The organism is Parafrankia discariae, assembly GCF_000373365.1.
Classification (GTDB): Bacteria; Actinomycetota; Actinomycetes; order Frankiales; family Frankiaceae; genus Parafrankia; species Parafrankia discariae.
Genome location: NZ_KB891269.1, coordinates 1 through 17619 on the forward strand (window position 1 = coordinate 1; position 17619 = coordinate 17619).

18 protein-coding genes are annotated in these 17619 nt (G+C 73.4%); 13 read left to right on the top strand and 5 right to left on the bottom strand.

Annotation, left to right across the window (positions count from 1 at the left end):
- Positions 1 to 60 precede the first annotated feature (60 nt).
- The 4 genes from B056_RS38715 to B056_RS0131380 all read left to right on the top strand — a co-directional run bounded on the left by B056_RS38715 (position 61) and on the right by B056_RS0131380 (position 3239).
- Positions 61 to 261, top strand: a complete 201-nt coding sequence (locus tag B056_RS38715; RefSeq protein ID WP_456095370.1) for a hypothetical protein — start codon at positions 61 to 63, stop codon at positions 259 to 261.
- On the top strand, positions 258 to 1436 hold the full coding sequence (locus tag B056_RS0131370; RefSeq protein ID WP_018505801.1) for a thiolase family protein: 1179 nt from the start codon (positions 258 to 260) through the stop codon (positions 1434 to 1436). The genes B056_RS38715 and B056_RS0131370 overlap by 4 nt, the downstream gene beginning before the upstream one ends.
- Positions 1437 to 1544: 108 nt before the next feature.
- The gene (locus B056_RS0131375) at positions 1545 to 2147 is read left to right on the top strand and encodes a TetR/AcrR family transcriptional regulator (RefSeq protein ID WP_018505802.1); all 603 of its coding nucleotides are present in this window, start codon (positions 1545 to 1547) and stop codon (positions 2145 to 2147) included.
- Between the two features lie 177 nt (positions 2148 to 2324).
- On the top strand, positions 2325 to 3239 hold the full coding sequence (locus B056_RS0131380; RefSeq protein WP_018505803.1) for a TIGR03564 family F420-dependent LLM class oxidoreductase: 915 nt from the start codon (positions 2325 to 2327) through the stop codon (positions 3237 to 3239).
- Between the two features lie 64 nt (positions 3240 to 3303).
- On the opposite strand, the gene B056_RS0131385 is transcribed toward B056_RS0131380, so the two are convergent.
- The gene (locus B056_RS0131385) at positions 3304 to 4710 is read right to left on the bottom strand and encodes an aldehyde dehydrogenase family protein (RefSeq protein WP_020572812.1); all 1407 of its coding nucleotides are present in this window, start codon (positions 4708 to 4710) and stop codon (positions 3304 to 3306) included.
- Positions 4711 to 4981: 271 nt separating this feature from the next.
- On the opposite strand from B056_RS0131385, the gene mftA reads away from it, so the two are divergent.
- From mftA to mftR, 8 genes are all read left to right on the top strand, one after another.
- Positions 4982 to 5143 carry a mycofactocin precursor MftA gene (gene mftA, locus B056_RS40100; protein WP_018505805.1) on the top strand — a complete coding sequence of 54 codons (162 nt, stop codon included), beginning with the start codon at positions 4982 to 4984 and terminating at the stop codon, positions 5141 to 5143.
- Positions 5133 to 5459, top strand: a complete 327-nt coding sequence (gene mftB, locus B056_RS0131395) for a mycofactocin biosynthesis chaperone MftB (RefSeq protein ID WP_026240363.1) — start codon at positions 5133 to 5135, stop codon at positions 5457 to 5459. Before mftA ends, mftB begins: the two co-directional genes overlap by 11 nt.
- Entirely contained in the window at positions 5456 to 6694 is a 1239-nt protein-coding gene (gene mftC, locus B056_RS0131400) for a mycofactocin radical SAM maturase (protein WP_018505807.1), read from the top strand. Before mftB ends, mftC begins: the two co-directional genes overlap by 4 nt.
- 83 nt (positions 6695 to 6777) lie before the next feature.
- The gene (gene mftD, locus B056_RS0131405) at positions 6778 to 7962 is read left to right on the top strand and encodes a pre-mycofactocin synthase MftD (RefSeq protein WP_018505808.1); all 1185 of its coding nucleotides are present in this window, start codon (positions 6778 to 6780) and stop codon (positions 7960 to 7962) included.
- A 47-nt stretch (positions 7963 to 8009) separates the two neighbouring features.
- Positions 8010 to 8822, top strand: a complete 813-nt coding sequence (gene mftE / locus B056_RS0131410; protein ID WP_154677338.1) for a mycofactocin biosynthesis peptidyl-dipeptidase MftE — start codon at positions 8010 to 8012, stop codon at positions 8820 to 8822.
- Between the two features lie 10 nt (positions 8823 to 8832).
- Positions 8833 to 9648 (top strand): mycofactocin-coupled SDR family oxidoreductase, encoded by an 816-nt coding sequence (locus B056_RS0131415; RefSeq protein WP_020572813.1) that lies wholly within the window; start codon positions 8833 to 8835, stop codon positions 9646 to 9648.
- Complete coding sequence (mftF, locus tag B056_RS0131420; protein WP_018505811.1) at positions 9645 to 11081, top strand: mycofactocin biosynthesis glycosyltransferase MftF; 1437 nt, start codon at positions 9645 to 9647, stop codon at positions 11079 to 11081. Before B056_RS0131415 ends, mftF begins: the two co-directional genes overlap by 4 nt.
- Positions 11082 to 11152: 71 nt before the next feature.
- Positions 11153 to 11755: a mycofactocin system transcriptional regulator gene (mftR, locus tag B056_RS0131425; RefSeq protein WP_018505812.1), complete on the top strand. Its 603-nt coding sequence runs from the start codon at positions 11153 to 11155 to the stop codon at positions 11753 to 11755.
- 21 nt (positions 11756 to 11776) lie between these two features.
- Here mftR and B056_RS0131430 read toward each other — a convergent pair whose 3' ends face one another.
- The 4 genes from B056_RS0131430 to B056_RS0131445 all read right to left on the bottom strand — a co-directional run bounded on the left by B056_RS0131430 (position 11777) and on the right by B056_RS0131445 (position 16411).
- Positions 11777 to 14140: a xanthine dehydrogenase family protein molybdopterin-binding subunit gene (locus B056_RS0131430; RefSeq protein ID WP_018505813.1), complete on the bottom strand. Its 2364-nt coding sequence runs from the start codon at positions 14138 to 14140 to the stop codon at positions 11777 to 11779.
- A gap of 67 nt (positions 14141 to 14207) precedes the next feature.
- Positions 14208 to 14954 carry an SRPBCC family protein gene (locus B056_RS0131435; RefSeq protein WP_018505814.1) on the bottom strand — a complete coding sequence of 249 codons (747 nt, stop codon included), beginning with the start codon at positions 14952 to 14954 and terminating at the stop codon, positions 14208 to 14210.
- Between the two features lie 118 nt (positions 14955 to 15072).
- The gene (locus B056_RS0131440) at positions 15073 to 15546 is read right to left on the bottom strand and encodes a (2Fe-2S)-binding protein (RefSeq protein WP_018505815.1); all 474 of its coding nucleotides are present in this window, start codon (positions 15544 to 15546) and stop codon (positions 15073 to 15075) included.
- Positions 15536 to 16411: an FAD binding domain-containing protein gene (locus tag B056_RS0131445; protein WP_026240365.1), complete on the bottom strand. Its 876-nt coding sequence runs from the start codon at positions 16409 to 16411 to the stop codon at positions 15536 to 15538. The genes B056_RS0131440 and B056_RS0131445 overlap by 11 nt, the downstream gene beginning before the upstream one ends.
- 384 nt (positions 16412 to 16795) lie before the next feature.
- On the opposite strand from B056_RS0131445, the gene B056_RS0131450 reads away from it, so the two are divergent.
- The gene (locus B056_RS0131450; protein ID WP_018502434.1) at positions 16796 to 17611 is read left to right on the top strand and encodes a mycofactocin-coupled SDR family oxidoreductase; all 816 of its coding nucleotides are present in this window, start codon (positions 16796 to 16798) and stop codon (positions 17609 to 17611) included.
- The last annotated feature ends 8 nt before the right edge of the window (positions 17612 to 17619 follow it).

A 17619-nucleotide genomic window follows, 5' to 3' on the forward strand; every position in this document is an offset into this window, starting at 1 on the left:
GTGGTGACCTACACGGTCGTCCGCCGCCCGTGGATCCCCGGCTACGAGCCGCCCTACGTCGTGGCCCGGGTGGTGCTCGCCGAGCAGCCCGATCTGCACCTGTTGACCAACGTGGTCGACTGCGACGTCGAAGCGGTCAGCACCGGCATGGAGGNCGAGGTGACCTTCGAACAGCGAGGGGACGTGTTCGTACCGATGTTCCGGCCGGCCGGGCAGGGGCAGGCTGGGCAGGGGCAGGCCGTGGAAGCGTGGATCGCGTGAGCGCCGATCCCGGGAACATCGAGCGGCGGGCGATCGTGTCCGGTATCGGGCGGTCCGCGTGCGGGCGGCGGTTGAACCGGCCCGCGCTCGAGCTGACCCTGGACGCCTGCCTCGCGGCGATCGCGGACGCGGGTCTCACCCCGCGCGACATCGACGGGCTCACCTCCTGGCCCGACCACCCGGCCCCGCACGGCTTCGGTGGCCCCCGGGTCGGCGACCTGCACACCCTGCTGCGGCTGGACCTGTCGTGGATCCTCGGCTGCGGCGACGGCGCCAACGTGATCGGCATCCTCGGTATCGCCGCCCACGCGGTGGCCACGGGCCTCGCCCGGCACGTGCTGGTCTACCGGACCGTCGCCGAGGCGACCAGCCAGGGTGCCGGGCGCCGCCCGGCCGTGATGGCCGGCGCCGGGGCCGCGCCGTGGAAGACGACCTACGGGGTGGGTTCGCCGGTGCAGTTCGCCGCGCTGTGGGCCCAGCACCATGTCGACCGTTACGGCACCACCCGGGAGCAGCTCGGCTGGGTCGCGGTGAACGACCGGCGCAACGCGGCGGACAACCCGGACGCGGTCTACCGCGACCCGATGACGATCGACGACTACCTCGCGGCCCGGATGATCAGCGAGCCGCTGTGCCTGTTCGACTGCGACATCCCGGCGGACGGTTCGATCGCCTTCGTCGTCTCGCCCGCCGACCACCGGCGCGACGTCGACCGGCCCGTGTTCTTCGAGGCGCTCGGCGGCGGCCGGCCGATGACCTCCAGCTGGGAGTTCTGGCCGGACTTCGACGTCATGGCCGCGACGAAGGCCGCCGAGCAGCTGTGGTCACGTACCTCGCTGCGGCCCGGCGACGTCGACGTCGCCGGTCTCTACGACGGGTTCAGCATCTTCGTCCTGCTCTGGCTCGAGGCACTCGGCTTCTGCGGCCGCGGCGAGTCGGGGGCGTTCGTCGAGGGCGGCAAACGCATCGCCCGTACCGGTGACCTGCCGCTCAACACCTCCGGCGGGCAGCTCTCGGAGGGCCGTTACCTCGGCTTCGGCCTGGCCTACGAGACCTTCCTCCAACTACGCCGCCAGGCCGGTGTCAGGCAGGTCACCGACGCCGAGGTCGGCCTCGTCACCGGCGGCGGCGGCCCCCTCGCCCAGGCCTTCCTCTTCACCAACGACCGCCGGTGAGAAGGGCGGGTCGGCGGAACCGGTGAGACTCGCCGCACGCCGCACCGACACGCCACACTGAACAGAAGTTCAACAGGACCCCGCGCCGGCGTCAACCAGAATGAGGGCATGCCCACGCCACGCCGGACCGGCACCGAGAGCTCGAAGACGCGCGCGCTGCTGCTCGACGTCACCGAACGACTCATACTGAACGAGGGCTACGCCGCGGTGAGCTCACGCAGTGTGGCCAGCGCGGCCGGCGTCACCCCCGCACTGATCCACTATTACTTCCCGACATTGGACGATCTTTTCCTCGCCCTCTTCCGGCGCGGCGCCGAGAAGAACCTGGAACGCCAGCGACGTGTCCTCACCTCACCGCGGCCGTTGCGGGGGCTGTGGGAGTCCAGCGTCGAGCCCGCCGGCACGTCGCTGCTGACCGAGTTCATGGCCCTCGCGAACCACCGCAAGAGCATCCGCCAGGAGATCGCGCAGTACGCGAAGCAGTTCCGGCTCCTTCAGACCGAACTTCTCGCCAGCCGGCTGGAGGAGTGCGGAATCGACCCGGCCCAGGTCTCGCCCACCCTCATCCTGTTCATGATCGGAGTCGTCAGCCGGGGCTTCGTGGCCGAGGACATGCTCGGGATCACCGATGGCCACCCCGAGGCGCTGGCCCTCGTCGAACAGCTGTTGCGGCGCTACGAGCCCTCGACGGAGGCCGGCAGCGAACCGTGACGCCCGCCCGCCGACGGACCGCCCGTCCCGGAGGCGGGGTTCTGGTTGACGGCGGCACACCACCATGCTGAACTTCCGTTCAACATCCGCCACGGGCCCCGCTCGGCGCGCACGTCCGGGACGGAGGCCGCGCCGCGGCCTCGTGAGCGATTCCACGTCGACTGCCCGGAGTGATGAATGCGTATCGGTCTGACGGGTGGCGCCTCCACCCCGGAAAAGATCATCGAGCAGGCCCGCCGGGCCGAGGCCGAGGGTTTCCACTCGCTGTGGTACGCGAGCCTCGTGCAGGGTGACCCGCTGGTCGCCATGGCGCTCGCCGGCCGGGAGACCTCGACGATCGAGCTCGGTACGGCCGTGCTGCAGACCTACCCGTGCCACCCGCTGCTGCAGGCGCAGCGGGCCGCCTCCGTGGTCGCGGCGATGGGCCGGCCGGGACTCACCCTCGGGCTGGGTCCGTCGCACGAGGCCAACATCCGCGGCCGCTACGGCCTGTCCTACGACCATCCGGGCCGCGGCAGCGAGGAGTACCTGCGGATCCTCACCGCCCTGCTGCGCGGCGAAGCCGTGGACTTCACCGGCCAGGACTGGACGACGCGCGCCCCGGCCGGAACCGTCCAGGCCGCGCACCCGGTCCCGGTGCTGCTGGCGGCGCTGTCACCGCGGATGCTGCGGGTGGCCGGCGAGAACGCGGACGGCGCGATCCTGTGGATGGCCCCGGCGGCGGCGATCGAGCGCCACGTCGAACCGCGCGTCACCGCGGCGGCGAAGGCCGCGGGCCGGCCGGCGCCGCGCATTGTCGCGGGCCTGCCGGTCGTGGTGCACGACGACGAGCAGGAGGCCCGGTCCGCCGTGGCCGCCGGTTCGGTCATGTACGCGGACTCGCCGGCCTACCGGCGGATCCTGGCCATCGGCGGCGTCGACAGCCCGGCCGCGGCCGCGATCGTCGGCGACGAGGCATCGGTCGAAGCGCAGCTGCGCGCGCTGCTCGACGCCGGCGCCACCGACATCCACGCGCACGTCGTCCCGGCCGGCGACGACGTGCGCGGCTCGCTGAAGCGCACCCGGGACCTGCTGCGCGAGCTGGCCGGCTGAGCCCGCGAGCCGGCCCAGCCCCGCCCCTCGGTACGGCGCCCTCGGTACGGCGCGCGCGGCGGCCTCAGCCCCTGGCGCGGTACTGGACCTGGAGGTCGGTGTAGCCGGCCAGCCCCCAGGGGCCGTTCTCCACTCCCAGGCCGCTCCACTTCGTCCCGCCGAAAGGCTGCTGGGGCCCGAGGGCGACGTGGGCGTTGACCCAGGCGGTGCCGCACTCCAGGCGCTCGGCCACGGCACCGGCCCGCTCGGGATCGGCGGACCACACCGAGCCCGAGAGGCCGAAGGACGTCGCGTTGGCCCGGGCGACGACCTCGTCGACGTCTCGGTACGGAAGGATCGGCAGCACCGGGCCGAACTGTTCCTCGTCGACGAGGCGGGTGCCCTCCACCGCCCCGGTGATCACGGTGGGCTGGAAGAAGTAGCCGGGGCCGCCGACCGGGGCCCCACCCGTCACCGCGGTCGCGCCGCCCGCCAGCGCGTCGGCCACGAGCTCGCCGACCCGCTCGTACTGTGGCCGGTTCTGGACCGGCCCGAGCTCGGTGTCCGGATCCATCCCGTCACCGACCCGGGCCGCCGCGGCCCGGGCGGCGAGGGCGTCGACGACCTGATCGTGCAGCGCCTCGGGGACGTAGACGCGCTTGATGGCGGAGCAGACCTGCCCGCTGTTGTCGAAGGCGCCCCGGAACAGCTTCTCCACGATGGCGGCGGGGTCGACGTCGTCGAGCAGGATCGCGGGATCGTTGCCGCCGAGCTCCAGGGTGAGGCGCTTGAGGTCCGGGGCGGCCGCGGCGGCGATGTGCCTGCCGGTCGCGGTCGACCCGGTAAAGCTGATCTTGCGCGGGGTGGGGTGCGAGGTCATCCACCTGCCCAGCTCGTCTCCCCCGGAGACGACGTTGAGCACGCCCGACGGGAACACCTCGCTGAGGATCTCGGCCATCAGCAGGGTGCTGCGCGGGGTGAACGGTGACGGCTTGAGCACCATCGTGTTCCCGGCGAGCAGCGCGGGCGCGATCTTCCAGGTGGCCAGCATGATCGGGAAGTTCCAGGGGGTGATGGCCGCGACGACCCCCACCGGACGGCGCACGACCTCGACGCGGGCCCGGGCGTCGTCCTGGATGACCTCGCGTGGTATCTCCAGCTGGGCGAAGTACTTGAGCCAGTGGCTCGCTCCGAACGCCTCCCGCTTCGCCGACTTCAGCGGCTTGCCCTGCTCGGCGGTCAGGACCGGGCCGATCCGGTCCGCCGCGGCCGTGAGTCGATCCGCGGCCGCGGCGAGGGCGGCCCGGCGCGCGTCCTCGTCCGCGCGCCAGCCGACGAAGGCCTTCGCCGCGGCGTCGAACGCCTCGTCCAGCTGCTCCGCGGTGCAGTCCGGAGCCTGGGCGTGGACCTCGCCCGTCGCCGGGTTCACCACCCCGAACGTCGACCGGGCGGCCCGACGCTCCCCGCCGATGATCATCGAGACGTCGGACATGATCTCCTCGCATCCCTGTTCGAGGTGGCGGTGACGCACCGCCGACCCCGTACCTGACAGGTGTTTAGTGCCAGCCGGATCCGTACGTCAAGGGACGTCCGGCCGGCGGACCGCGCGGGTCACCCACCATCTGGACCTGACGGCGACCGCGGGAGCGGGTCACCCGTTTTCCGGACAGGGCTTCATTTCAGCCCCGAGTGCCATTAATGTGCCCCACATGTCGTGGAGGGCGGCTCCTCACCAGGAGGGGGCCGCGAGCGGAGGAGGCATCGTGCGGGGAAACACCGCGCTCGCCGGAGCGGGCGGGTCCGTCGGGGAGAGCGCCGGGCCGGTCGACGAGGCCGTGGCTCGGCCGTCGGCCCAGGAGCCGTCGGTCGAGGAGGAGCTGTTGATCGAGGAGGTGTCGATCGACGGCATGTGCGGTGTCTACTGACACCGTGACCGGCGGCCGGCCGCCGGTCATCTCCGAGGTCCTCGACGAGGCGTGGGAGCTGTCCCGGTCGGTGGCGCTGCGCCCCGAGCCGTTCGGGGCGCTGGCCTACCACTTCGGGAACCGACGGCTGATCTTCCTCAAGCGCCGGGAGCTGGTGGACGTCGTCCGCGGTCTGGGCGACGCGCCTGATGTCCGGACCGCGCTGACCAGGGCGGGTGTGCCGACCGGGCAGTGGGCCGCCTACGTCCGGGCGCTGCGCGGTCTCGCCGAGGCCGACGTCATCCGCCATCGCGACCCCGTGGGAGAAACCGGATGACCGCCGGCACCGACCGCACCCCCGTCTCCCTCGTGCAGCGGTTCGAGCGCGGGCTGACCGCGCCGATCTGCATGACCTGGGAGCTGACCTACGCCTGCAACCTGTCGTGCGTGCACTGCCTGTCGGCGTCGGGCCGGCGTGACCCGCGCGAGCTGAGCACCGCGCAGTGCGAGGCGGTCATCGACGAGCTCCAGGCGATGCGGGTCTTCTACGTCAACATCGGCGGCGGTGAGCCGACCGTCCGCCCGGACTTCTGGCATCTGCTCGACTACGCGGTCGACCACCAGGTCGGGGTGAAGTTCTCCACCAACGGCGTGCGCATCGACCTGCCCCGGGCCCGCCGGCTCGCCGCGACCGACTACGTGGACGTCCAGGTGTCGCTGGACGGCGCGACCGCCGAGGTCAACGATCGGGTACGCGGGCCGGGATCGTTCGACCTGGCCGTGCGGGCGCTGGACAACCTGGCCACCGCCGGCTTCCGGGACGCGAAGGTCTCCGTCGTGGTCACCCGCGACAACGTCGGCCAGCTCGACGAGTTCAAGCGCCTCGCCGACGACCGCGGGGCGACCCTGCGGCTGACCCGGCTGCGCCCGTCGGGGCGCGGCGCCGACGTGTGGGACGACCTGCACCCGACGGCACGCCAGCAGCGCGAACTGTACGACTGGCTGGTGCGGGCCGGCGAGAACGTGCTCACCGGCGACTCGTTCTTCCACCTGGCCGGCTTCGGCGAGACCCTGCCGGGGCTGAACATGTGCGGGGCGGGGCGGGTGGTGTGCCTCATCGACCCGGTCGGCGACGTCTACGCCTGCCCGTTCACCATTCACGAGACGTTCCGGGCCGGCAACATCCTCACCGACGGCGGTTTCGCCCAGGTGTGGTCGACCAGCGAGCTGTTCCAGCGGCTGCGCGAGCCGCAGAGCGGCGGTGCCTGCGCGTCCTGCGGGTTCTACGACAGCTGCCGGGGCGGGTGCATGGCGGCCAAGTTCTTCACCGGCCTGCCCCTGGACGGCCCGGATCCCGAGTGCGTCCAGGGCCATGGTCAGGACGCGCTGGCCGATCCGCTCCGGCGCGTGCCGGCGCCCGGCCTCGACCACTCGCACCGGACCGGCCGCGGCACCGGGGGGTCCACCCGCGAGTCGGTACTGGTCCAGATCGGGCACCGGCCCGCCCCGGCGGCCCCGCCGGTCTCGGCCTGCGCCGAGAGCCCGCTGGCCGGGTTCACCCCCGCCGGCTGAGCCGCGATCGCACCCGGCCGCTCCGTGGGAGCCGCCGCGAAAGGTCTCCCGCGGGAGCGCCCCGAAAGCACGAAAGGTAGAGCATGGCCAGCACATGGTTCGAGTCGGTCGCCGAGGCACAGCGACGGGCGCGGCGCAGGCTGCCGAAGTCGGTGTACAGCGCGCTGCTGGCCGGCTCGGAGGCGGGCGTGTCGTACCGGGACAACACCGCGGCGTTCGACGAGCTCGGCTTCGCACCGCACGTGGCGGGGCTGTCCCCCAAGCGTGACCAGCAGACCACGGTCCTGGGCCAGCCGATCTCACTACCGGTGATCATCTCCCCGACCGGGGTGCAGGCGGTGCATCCCGACGGCGAGGTGGCGGTGGCGCGGGCCGCCGCCGCGCGCGGCACCGCCATGGGCCTGTCCTCGTTCGCCAGCAAGCCGATCGAACAGGTCATCGCCGCCAACCCGCGGACCTTCTACCAGACCTACTGGATGGGCACCCGGGACTGGATGATCCGGCGGCTGGAACACGCCCACCAGGCCGGGGCGGTCGGCCTGATCGTCACCCTGGACTGGTCGTTCTCGCACAGCCGCGACTGGGGCAGCCCGTGGATCCCCGAACGGCTCGACCTGAGGACCATGGTGAAGCTCGCGCCGCAGGGCGTGACCCGGCCCGCGTGGCTGCTCCAGTACCTGCGCACCGGCAAACTGCCCGACCTGAGCGTGCCGAACCTGGCCGAACCCGGCGAGCAGGCCCCCGTGTTCTTCGGCGCGTACGGCGAGTGGATGCAGACCCCCCCGCCGAGCTGGGAGGACATCGCCTGGCTGCGCCAGCAGTGGGACGGGCCGTTCCTGCTCAAGGGCGTCTCCCGGGTGGACGACGCCCGCCGCGCCCGCGACGCCGGGGTCAGCGCGATCTCGGTCTCCAACCACGGCGGCAACAACCTCGACGGCACCCCGGCCCCGATCCGGGTCCTGCCCGCGATCGTGGACGCGGTCGGCACCGACGTCGAGGTGCTCATGGACGGCGGCATCCGCCGGGGCGGCGACGTCGTGAAGGCGCTCGCGCTCGGCGCGCGGGCGGTCATGATCGGCCGGGCCTACCTGTGGGGCCTGGCCGCCGGCGGGCAGGCCGGCGTCGAGAACGTGCTGGACGTCCTGCGCAACGGAATCGACTCCGCCCTGCTGTCCCTCGGGCACTCCTCCATCCACGAACTGACCCCGGACGACGTCCTGGTACCCGACGGTTTCCCCCGCGCACTCGGCGCGGCGCCCGCGCGATGACCACCGACGCGGGCACGACGGATCCACCGGACGCGGGACGGCCTGCCATGGACACGCCGGGCGCCGGGCGCCCGGACGCGGGCCGGACCGGTCTGTCGGGGCAGGCCTGGACCGACATCGCCGGCCGGCCGCTCGTCCTGGTGCCGGTGGGGTCCTTCGAGCAGCACGGGCCGCACCTGCCCCTGGTCACCGACACCACGGTCGCGGTCGCGGTGGCCGAGGGGGCGGCGCGGCTCCTTCTGCGGCGGCGTCCCGCCGAGCCGGTCCTGGTCGCGCCGCCCCTCACCTACACCGCCAGCGGTGAGCACCAGTCGTTCGCGGGCACGATCTCCATCGGCGGGCCGGTCCTGCACCTGGTGCTGGTCGAGCTGATCCGCTCGCTGTCCACCTGGGCCGGCCCGGTGGTGTTCGTCAACGCCCACGGCGGCAACCTGCGCGGCCTCACCGACGCCGTCACCCAGCTGCGCGAGGAACGGCACGACGTGGCGTGGGTGCCGTGCGCCGCCACTGACGCCACCGACGCTGCCGGCGCCGGTGCCGGTGCCGGGGCCGGGGACGCGCACGCCGGGTTCACCGAGACCTCGCTCATGCTCCACCTGGCACCCGACCAGGTCGACATGACCCGGGCCGCCGCCGGCAACACCACCTCCCTCGACGAGCTGCTGCCCGCCCTCGTCACCGGCGGGCTGGCCGCCGTGGCCCCGTCCGGCGTGCTCGGCGACCCGACCGCCGCCACCGCCCAGGACGGCGAACGCATCCTCCGGCGGATGGTCGAAGACGTGTGCGAGCTGATCCACCACGGCGAGGCCAACGCCGACGGGCGCCTGCGCCCGCCCCGGCCCGCGGCCGTGCGGCCGTGAGCGCGCGACCGTGACCGCGGGACCCGGCTCCGGGCGCGTCGTCCTGGTGACCGGTGCCGCCCGCGGCATCGGCGCCGCGACCGTGCGCGCCCTGTGCCGGCAGGGCCACCGCGTCGTCGCCGTGGACAGCTGCGCCGGCGACGCCCCGGCGGACCTGCCGGGCGTCGCCTACCCGCTGGCGAACCGGGACGAGCTGGAATCGCTGCGCGACGAGGCCCCCGACCAGGTGCTCACCGTGATCGCCGACGTGCGGGACCGCGCCGCGCTCGACGCCGCGGCGCGCACGGCGGTCGAACGCCTCGGGCGGCTGGACGCCGCCGTGGCCGCCGCCGCAGTGATCATCGGGGGGCGGCCGGTGTGGGAGACCCCGGCCGCGCACGTCCAGTCGCTGTGGGACGTCGACGCCCTGGGTGTCTGGAACACCGCCGCGGCCTGCGTGCCGCACATGCTGGCCGGTCCCGACCCCTCCGGCTGCCGGTTCGTCGCCGTCGCCTCGGCCGCCGGGACCCGCGGCCTGTTCCACCTGACCGGCTACAACATGGTCAAGCACGCGGTCATCGGCCTCGTGCGGGGGCTGGCCGCCGACCTGACCGGGACCGGGGTCGCCGCCATCGCGGTCTCCCCCGGTTCGACCCGCACCCCGATGCTGGCGGCCACGGCCGCGCTGTACGAGCTCGACGACGTCGAGCACTTCACCGCCTCACAGCTCACCGGACGGCTGATCGACCCCGCCGAGGTCGCCGAGACCATCGCGTTCTGCTGCTCCGTCGCCGGGGGTGTCCTCACCGGCTCCGTGGTCAGCGCCGAAGGCGGGTTCCGCGGGTGAGCACCCGGCTTCCGCCCGGTCTCGTCGTCGAGCTCGGCCGCCACGTCCGCGTGTACGACGGCGGCCGGACGCTGGTCGGCGGCGCGCCGCCCCGCCTGCTCCGGCTGCCCGCCACCGCGGCGGCGCTCCTGGTCGGGCGGCGCGTCGACGTCGTCGACGCCCGGTCCGAACGGCTCGCCGAGCGGCTGCTCGCCTGCGGCGCCGCCGCCCCGGTGGTCAGTGAGCTGCCGCCGGCCGACCTCGCCCAGGTAACGGTCGTGATCCCCGTCCGCGACCGGGCCCGCCCGCTCGACCGGCTGCTGACCGGCCTGCTCGGCCGGCTGCGGGTCGTCGTCGTCGACGACTGCTCGCGCGACCCCGCGGCCACCGCCGCGGTGGCCACCCGGCACGGCGCCGACCTGGTGGCCCTGCCCCGCAATCACGGCCCCGCCGGGGCCCGCAACGCCGGACTGGCGAGGGTCACCACCCCCCTCGTGGCCTTCGTCGACTCCGACGTCGTCGTCGGGCCCGACACGATCGCGACGCTGGCCCGGCACTTCCACCACCCCCGGGTCGGCGCCGTCGCGCCCCGGATCCTCGGGCTGCCCGGAACCGACCGGCCGAACTGGATCGCCCGCTACGAGAACGCCCGCTCGTCGCTCGACCTCGGGCCGACACCCGCCCTGGTCCATCCCCGCTCGGCGGTCGGCTGGGTTCCCGGCGCCTGCCTGCTCGCCCGGGTCGAGGCGCTCGGCGCCGGTTTCACCGACGGCATGCGCGTCGCCGAGGACGTCGACCTGGTCTGGCGGCTGACCGCCCAGGGCTGGCAGGTCCGCCACGAACCCGCCGCGACCGCGTGGCACGACCACCGGGACCGGCCGACGGCCTGGCTGGGCCGCAAGGCCTACTACGGCACCGGCGCGGAGGTCCTGGCCCGACGGCACGGCCCCGCTGTCGCACCGGCGGTCCTCACTCCCTGGACGGCCGCCGTCGCCGTGGCGCTGTTGGCCCAGCGCCGCTGGTCGCTGCCCGTCGCCGGCGCCGCGTCCGTGGTCATGTCCGTACGGCTGGCGCGCGCGCTGCCCGGCGACGGCGGCCGCGCCCGCCTGGCGACCGAACTCGTCGGCCGCGGGCTGGCCGCGACGGCCACGCAGACCAGCGGGCTGCTGCTGCGCCACTGGTGGCCGCTCAGCCTCACCGGCAGCCTGTTCTCCCACCGTCTGCGCCGCGCGGTGCTGGCGGCCGCCCTCGTCGACGGTCTCCTCGACCATCGCCGGCTCGCCCCGTCGCTGGACCCGGTGCGTTTCGTGCTGGCCCGCCGCCTCGACGACCTCGCCTACGGGGCGGGCCTGTGGGCGGGCGCCCTGCGCGGTCGCTCCGCCCGGCCGCTGCTCCCCGGGTTCGCGCCCCGGCGCGGGGCCGCCGGCGGCACCCGGGCGGCGGCCGTCCGCTGAGGGGCGGGTGAACCGGCCCGATGCGAACCGGCGCGATCCGCGGAGGTCACCGTGCCCAATATCGTGGACGGGTGGCCATCCCGCCGAAACGACCGAAGGGCCGTCCACCCGTCACCGATCACGCCGCGATCGAGCGGGCGGCCTTCGCGGTGTTCACCGAGCGGGGGTTCGACGCCACCACCCTGGACGCGATCGCCGAGGCCGCCGGCGTCGGACGCCGGACCCTGCTCAGGTACTACCCGTCCAAGAACGACATCCCCTGGGGGCAGTTCGACGAGAGCCTCGTCGAACTGCAGAAGTCCCTGGCGGGCATGCCCCGGGACCTGCCCGTCCACGAGGCGGTGCACCGCGCGGTGCTCGCCTTCAACCACGTCGACCCCGACGCCGTGGCCCAGCACCGGCAGCGGATGACCCTGCTGCTCCGAACACCCACGCTGCGGGCCCACTCCGCTCTCAAGTACCGGCGGTGGCGCGAGGTCATCGCCTCCTACGTCGCCGAACGGCACGACCTGACCCCGGACGACCTGCTGCCCCGCACCGTCGGCCAGGTCACCCTCGCGCTCGCCCTGTCCGCCTACGAACAGTGGCTGGAACACGAGGACCGGACGATCGAGGAGTTCCTCGACGAGGCCCTGCGCGGCCTGCGGGGCTACTTCGCCGGCTCGTCGGGCTGACGCTCGCCGGGCGTCGGTCCGTCAGCCGGCGGTCCCCTGCCTGACGCTCGCCTCGTCGAGGAGCGCGACGATCGCCGCGGGCGAGAGCGGCAGCCGGGTGACCGAGACACCGAACGGCGCGAGGGCGTCGGCGACCGCGTTGATGACGGCCGGCGGCGCGCCGATCGCGCCGCCCTCGCCGACGCCCTTGTACCCGCCCGGCCCCGGGCCCGGTGTCTCCACGTGCACGTGCTCGATGAGCGGCACCTCGGCGATGGTCGGCAACAGGTAGTCGATGAACGTGGTGGCGACCGGGTTGGCGTCCTCGTCGTAGGCCAGATGCTCGTAGAGGGCCCCGCCGATGCCCTGCACGGTGCCGCCGTCGATCTGGCCCTCGACGACGCTCGGGTTGATCCGCGGGCCGCAGTCCTCGCTGACCAGGTAGCGCAGGAAGGTGACGACCCCGGTCGTGGTGTCCACCTCGACGGTGCAGACGTGGGTGGCGTTGGCCCAGAGCATCGGTGCCTGCGCGCTGTACCGGCCGCTCGCCTCCAGCCCCGGCTGCACGCCGGGCGGCAGCGAGCCGGGCTCGAAGTACGCCAGGTTCGCGATCTCGCCGAGCGACAGGCCGATCGAGGGGGTGCCGCGGACGCTGGCCCGCCCGTCCGCGAGCTCGATGTCCTCGGCCGCCGCCTCCAGGCGGTGCGCCGCGATGGCGATGATGCGCTCACGCAGCTCGCCCGCGGTCACCCCGACCGCACCGACGATCATCGAACCGCTGCGGCTGCCGCCGGTCCCGCCGCCGAACGGCGTGATCGCGGTGTCCCCCTGGATCGTGTTCACGTCCCTGATGTCGACGCCGAGCGTGTCGGCGGTGATCTGCACGGCGGTGGTCTCCAGGCTGTTGCCCGTCGAGCCGCCGGCGAGATACACGTTGACCGTGCCGCTCGGCTCGACGCGGACCGTGGCGCCCTCGGTGGCGTAGAAGCCCATCGCGGAGGTCGTGGGCTCCACGTAGCTGCAGGTGCCGATGCCGATGTGGCGGCCCTGCGCCCGGGCCTGCGCCTGCTCGCGGCGGAACGCGTCGTAGTCGAAGTGCTCCAGCGCCTTCTCGAACACCTCGCGCGGGGACATGTGGTCGTAGGGCATGCCGCACGGGTTCACGTACGGCAGGTCCGCGCGGGCGAGGAAGTTGCGCCGGCGCAGCTCGACCGGGTCGATGCCCAGCCGGCGCGCGGCCTCGTCGAGCAGCACCTCGCGGGCGACCGACTCGTACTGCCACGGCCCCCGGTAGGCGCTGCGGCCCAGCGTGTTGGAGAACACCGACGTCGTCGACCAGGCCGCGACCGGGATGCGGTACGGGCCGGGGAACATCAGGCAGACCGCGACCGCGGTGCCCACCGGCCACGGGGTGGGATAGGCGCCGACATCCTGCACGTGGTCGATCTGCGCCGCGAGGATCGTGCCGTCCCCGTCGAAGGCGAAGCGCATGGCTCCGTGCTCGTGGCGCGCGGAGTTGGCCGCCATCAGGTTCTCGCGCCGGTCCTCGATCCACTTGACCGGAGCCGGCACCTTCCGCGCGGCGAGCAGCAGGCACATGTCCTCGCGCAGGGCCAGGACCTTCTGGCCGAAGCCGCCGCCGGCATCCCGCATGATCACGCGGATCCGGTGCTCGGGCAGGCCGAGGAGCCGCCCGGCGAACGCCCGCAGCTCGTGCGGCGACTGCGACGCGGCCCAGATCGTGAGCTCGCCGCCGGACCACTCCACGACGATCCCGCGGGTCTCCATCGGGACGGGCGCGTAGGCCTGCTGGTAGATCGTCTCCTCGAGGACGAGCGCAGCCGAGGCGCACACCTCGTCCACCCGCTCCGCCGGGCCGCTGTCCAGCCGGCCGGCCACGTTGTTCGGATACTCCCCGTGCACGAGCTCGGTCGACCCCTGGGCGTCGACGTAGTGGGCGACCGGCGGCAGCGGGTCGTACTCGACGTCCACCAGCTCGATGGCGTCCTCCGCGACATAGCGGTTGTCCGCGATGACGAGCGCGACGGGATCACCGACGAACCGGACCTCGTCCTGGGCGAGCGCCGGGCGCGGGGTGTCCGGACTGTCGCGGCCGGTGATCGCGTACCACTGCTCGTGGATGTCGGGGTTGAGGTCGGCGGCGACGAACACCGCGTGCACGCCCTCGAGCTCCAGCGCCGCCGAGGTGTCGATGCCGACGACGCGCGCGCGGGCGAACGGGCTGCGCACGAAGCACGCGTGCAGCATCCCCGGCCGCGACACGTCGTCGACGTAGGTTCCCTGCCCGGTGAGCAGTCGTGGGTCCTCGACCCGGTTCACCCGGGTGCCCGCGTACCGGGCGGCGGTCGGCGAGGCGGTGGCTGTCGTGGCGGTGGGGTTCCCCATGGCGGTCTCCGGAACGAGCGGTAGTGGAAAGGAGGACCGGATCCAGCTCGGGCTGGTCCGTTTTCCCTCAGGCGCGCCCGCGGCGGAACAGCGAGCTCAGCAGCCAGCCCGCGACGAAGCCGACGAGGACGGGGGCGAGCCTCCTGACGACCGGCGCGCCGGCGGTGTCGAGCAGGTTGACGGGCTCGGGTTCCGGCTGGCTGATGACGCGCACCGCCGCCGGCACCGGTGCCGCGGTCACCGGGGCCGGAGCGACGGCCGGCGAGGCCGCAGCCGGAGCCGGAGCGACGGTCGGCGGGGTCGGAGCGACGGCCGGCGAGGTCGGAACGACAGCCTCCGGCGCGGTGGCCGCCGGGGCCGGGGCGGCGTCACCGCTGAGCACGGTGGACTCCAGGGACTCGACGAAGCGCCCGAGCAGGTTGGTGCTGACGTCGCTGATCACACCGCGGCCGAACTGGGCGACCCTCCCGGTGATCTTCAGGTCGGTGAGCACGCTGACCTGGGTGCCGGCGCCGTCGGGGGCAAGCGTCACGGTGATGGTGGCCGACGCGTTGCCCTGGCCCCGGGTCTCCCGGCCGTCGGCCTTCAGGACGGCCCGGTGGGCGGCCTCGTCCCGTTCGAGGAAGGTCGCGGTGCCCTTGTACTGCGCGGTGACCGGGCCGACCTTGACCTTCACGATGCCGCGGTACTCCTCGCCCTCCACCTCCTGCAGCTGGGCTCCCGGCAGGCAGGGCGCGATGCGCTCGAGGTCGGTGAGCACCGACCAGGTGGTGGCCGGGCTCGCGTCGACGCGGAACTCGTTGCTCAGATCCATGATTTCCTTCAACCGGCAGACAGACAGGCCCCACGACGGAGGCGGAGGCTGGTGGACAGGCCGGCCCCACAGCCGGGGCCGGCGGTGGGACCGGCATCGCGGTGCGGCCGGCCACCGGTCACGGCGTGTTGCCCGCCGCGGCCCGTACCGCCTTGAAGATCCCCTGGTAGCCGGTGCAGCGGCAGATGTTGCCGGACAGGCCGGCCCGGATCTCCTCGTCGGTCGGGTCGGGGTTGTCCCGCAGCAGGGCGGTGACCGACACGATGAAGCCCGGCGTGCAGAACCCACACTGCAGGCCGTGGTTCTCCTGGAAGGCCACCTGCACCGGCGAGAGGTTCTCCGGTGTGCCCAGGCCCTCGATCGTGGTGACCTCACGGCCGTCGGCCTGCACCGCGAGCACGAGGCACGCACGCACCGCCGCGCCGTCGAGCAGCACCGTGCAGGCACCGCAAACCCCGTGCTCGCAGCCGAGGTGGGTGCCGGTCAGATGGCAGTGCTCCCGCAGGAAGTCGGCGAGCGTCAGCCGAGGCTCCACCCGCCCGCGGCGGTCCGCGCCGTTGACACGCAGCCTGATCTGGACTTCATCCATCATGGGCCTCCCGGATCGCGCGCTGCCAGGCCCGGGTGACCATCGCGGCCCCGACGCGCCGGCGGTAGTCGGCTGAGCCGTGCAGGTCGGCCGGAACGGACTGGAGCGTCGACACCGCGGCCCGCCCCACCTCGACCGGGTCGATCTCGCCGGCCGCGGTGCCGGTCACGGCAGCTTCGGCGGCGGTGGCGCGTTCGGGCGTGGAACCGAGACCGAGCAGCCCGATGCCGCAACGACGGACGCGGTCGGCGCCGTCGAGCTCGACCGCCACGACCGCGCCGGCGATGGCGAAGTCGCCATGGCGGCGGGCGAGCTCCTCGACGGCATGCCCGGTCCGGCCGCGCCAGGCGGGGAAGTTCACCGCCGTGAGGATCTCGTCGTCGGCGAGGGCGGTGCTCCAGGTGCCGAGGAAGAACTTCTCCGCCGGGATGGTGCGCGCCCCGCGCGGCGAGACGGTCTCCAGCTGCGCGTCGAGGGCGAGCGCCACCGCGGGGAACTCGGCGGCGGGGTCGGCATGGGCGATCGCGCCGCCGACCGTGCCACGGTTGCGGATCTGGAAGTGGCCGATGAGCGGCGCGGCGCGGACCAGCAGCGGGACGGAGCCGGCCAGGTCGGCGGACGACTCGACAGCCGCGTGCGTCGTCGCGGCGCCGATGCGGACGGTGTCACCCCGCCGCTCGATGCCGACCAGCTCGGGTATCCGGCCGAGGTCGACGAGGTGGTCGAAGACGGCGAGTCTCATCGCGAGCATGGGAATCAGGCTCTGGCCTCCGGCCAGGACCTTCGCACTGTCGCCGTGCTCGGCGAGCAGAGCAAGCGCCTCAGCGGGAGTGGACGGCGCATGGTAAGCGAACCGTGATGCTTTCATCGCCGTGGCGGCTCCGGACTCGTCGGGTCGACCTCGATCTCCGGCAAATGGAGGAGCCGGGCCGTGGTCTGGTGGCGGACGACAGTGAGAACGGCATTAACACCTCTGTCGGATAACGACCGAGTTACTGAACGACCGTACAAGCTTCACCGGAGACCGAGCAAGTACGCCCTGGGCGGCGCCGGCCCGGTCCGGCATCGCCTGGCGCAGCGGCGTGGCGGCGTGGCGGAGCGCGGCGGGGCGGGATGCCGAACCTGTGCGCGCACCGCTCCGCGCAGTGAGCAGCGCGCCCGCCCGCGCTCTGGTTGACGCCACGCAGCCATGATGCTGAACTATCGTTTAATACTCGTGCGGGTAGGTGCACCACCGTCCAGGGAGACGTAGATGGGAAAGCTTGACGGCAAGGTCGCGTTCATCACCGGCGCGGCGCGGGGCCAGGGTCGCAGTCATGCGTTGCGGTTAGCGCGGGAGGGCGCTGACATCATCGCGGTGGACCTGTGTGCCCAGATGGATTCGGTGCCCTACCCGATGGCGACTCCGGACGACCTCGAGCAGACCGTGAAGGAGGTCGGGGAGACGGGGCGGCGGATCGTGGCGCGGCAGGCCGACGTCCGTGACGTGGTGGCGCTGGGGAAGGCGTTTCAGGATGGTGTCGCCGAGCTGGGTCCGGTCGACATCGTGCTGGCGAACGCCGGTATCGGGCCGGGTGGGGCGGCGAGCGAGGAAGAGCAGTGGGCGGACGTCGTCGGGGTCAACCTGACGGGGGTGTGGAACACCGGGCGGGTGGCGATCCCGTCGATGGTCGAGCGGGGCCGGGGTGGGGCGATCGTGCTGACCAGTTCGACGGGTGGGCTGGTCGGGGTGGGTATCCCGACGGCGGGGTTTTTGGGGTACACCGCGGCCAAGCACGGTGTCGTCGGGCTGATGCGGTCGTGGGCGAACTATCTGGCGCCGCACAGCATCCGGGTGAACAGTGTCGCCCCGACCACGGTGAAGACGCCGATGGCCGCGAACGGGGATCTGTCGGTGATCACGGCGGGGTCCCCGGAGCTGGCCCGGGTGCTGGCCAACGCGATGCCGGTCGACGCGGTGGACCCGCTGGACGTCTCGAACGCCATCGCCTGGCTGGTCTCGGACGACGCCCGGTACGTGACCGGCACCGTCGTCCCGGTCGACGCCGGCCAGCTCAACAAGCGGTAACACCCACG

Coding starts and splice junctions, on each gene's coding strand:
- B056_RS0131375 (WP_018505802.1), top strand. CDS start 1,545: ATGCCCACGCCACGCCGGACCGGCACCGAGAGCTCGAAGACGCGCGCG.
- B056_RS0131435 (WP_018505814.1), bottom strand. CDS start 14,954: ATGGATCTGAGCAACGAGTTCCGCGTCGACGCGAGCCCGGCCACCACC.
- mftE (WP_154677338.1), top strand. CDS start 8,010: ATGGACACGCCGGGCGCCGGGCGCCCGGACGCGGGCCGGACCGGTCTG.
- mftD (WP_018505808.1), top strand. CDS start 6,778: ATGGCCAGCACATGGTTCGAGTCGGTCGCCGAGGCACAGCGACGGGCG.
- B056_RS0131380 (WP_018505803.1), top strand. CDS start 2,325: ATGCGTATCGGTCTGACGGGTGGCGCCTCCACCCCGGAAAAGATCATC.
- B056_RS0131430 (WP_018505813.1), bottom strand. CDS start 14,140: ATGGGGAACCCCACCGCCACGACAGCCACCGCCTCGCCGACCGCCGCC.
- B056_RS0131440 (WP_018505815.1), bottom strand. CDS start 15,546: ATGATGGATGAAGTCCAGATCAGGCTGCGTGTCAACGGCGCGGACCGC.
- B056_RS0131450 (WP_018502434.1), top strand. CDS start 16,796: ATGGGAAAGCTTGACGGCAAGGTCGCGTTCATCACCGGCGCGGCGCGG.
- mftC (WP_018505807.1), top strand. CDS start 5,456: ATGACCGCCGGCACCGACCGCACCCCCGTCTCCCTCGTGCAGCGGTTC.
- B056_RS0131385 (WP_020572812.1), bottom strand. CDS start 4,710: ATGTCCGACGTCTCGATGATCATCGGCGGGGAGCGTCGGGCCGCCCGG.
- B056_RS0131445 (WP_026240365.1), bottom strand. CDS start 16,411: ATGAAAGCATCACGGTTCGCTTACCATGCGCCGTCCACTCCCGCTGAG.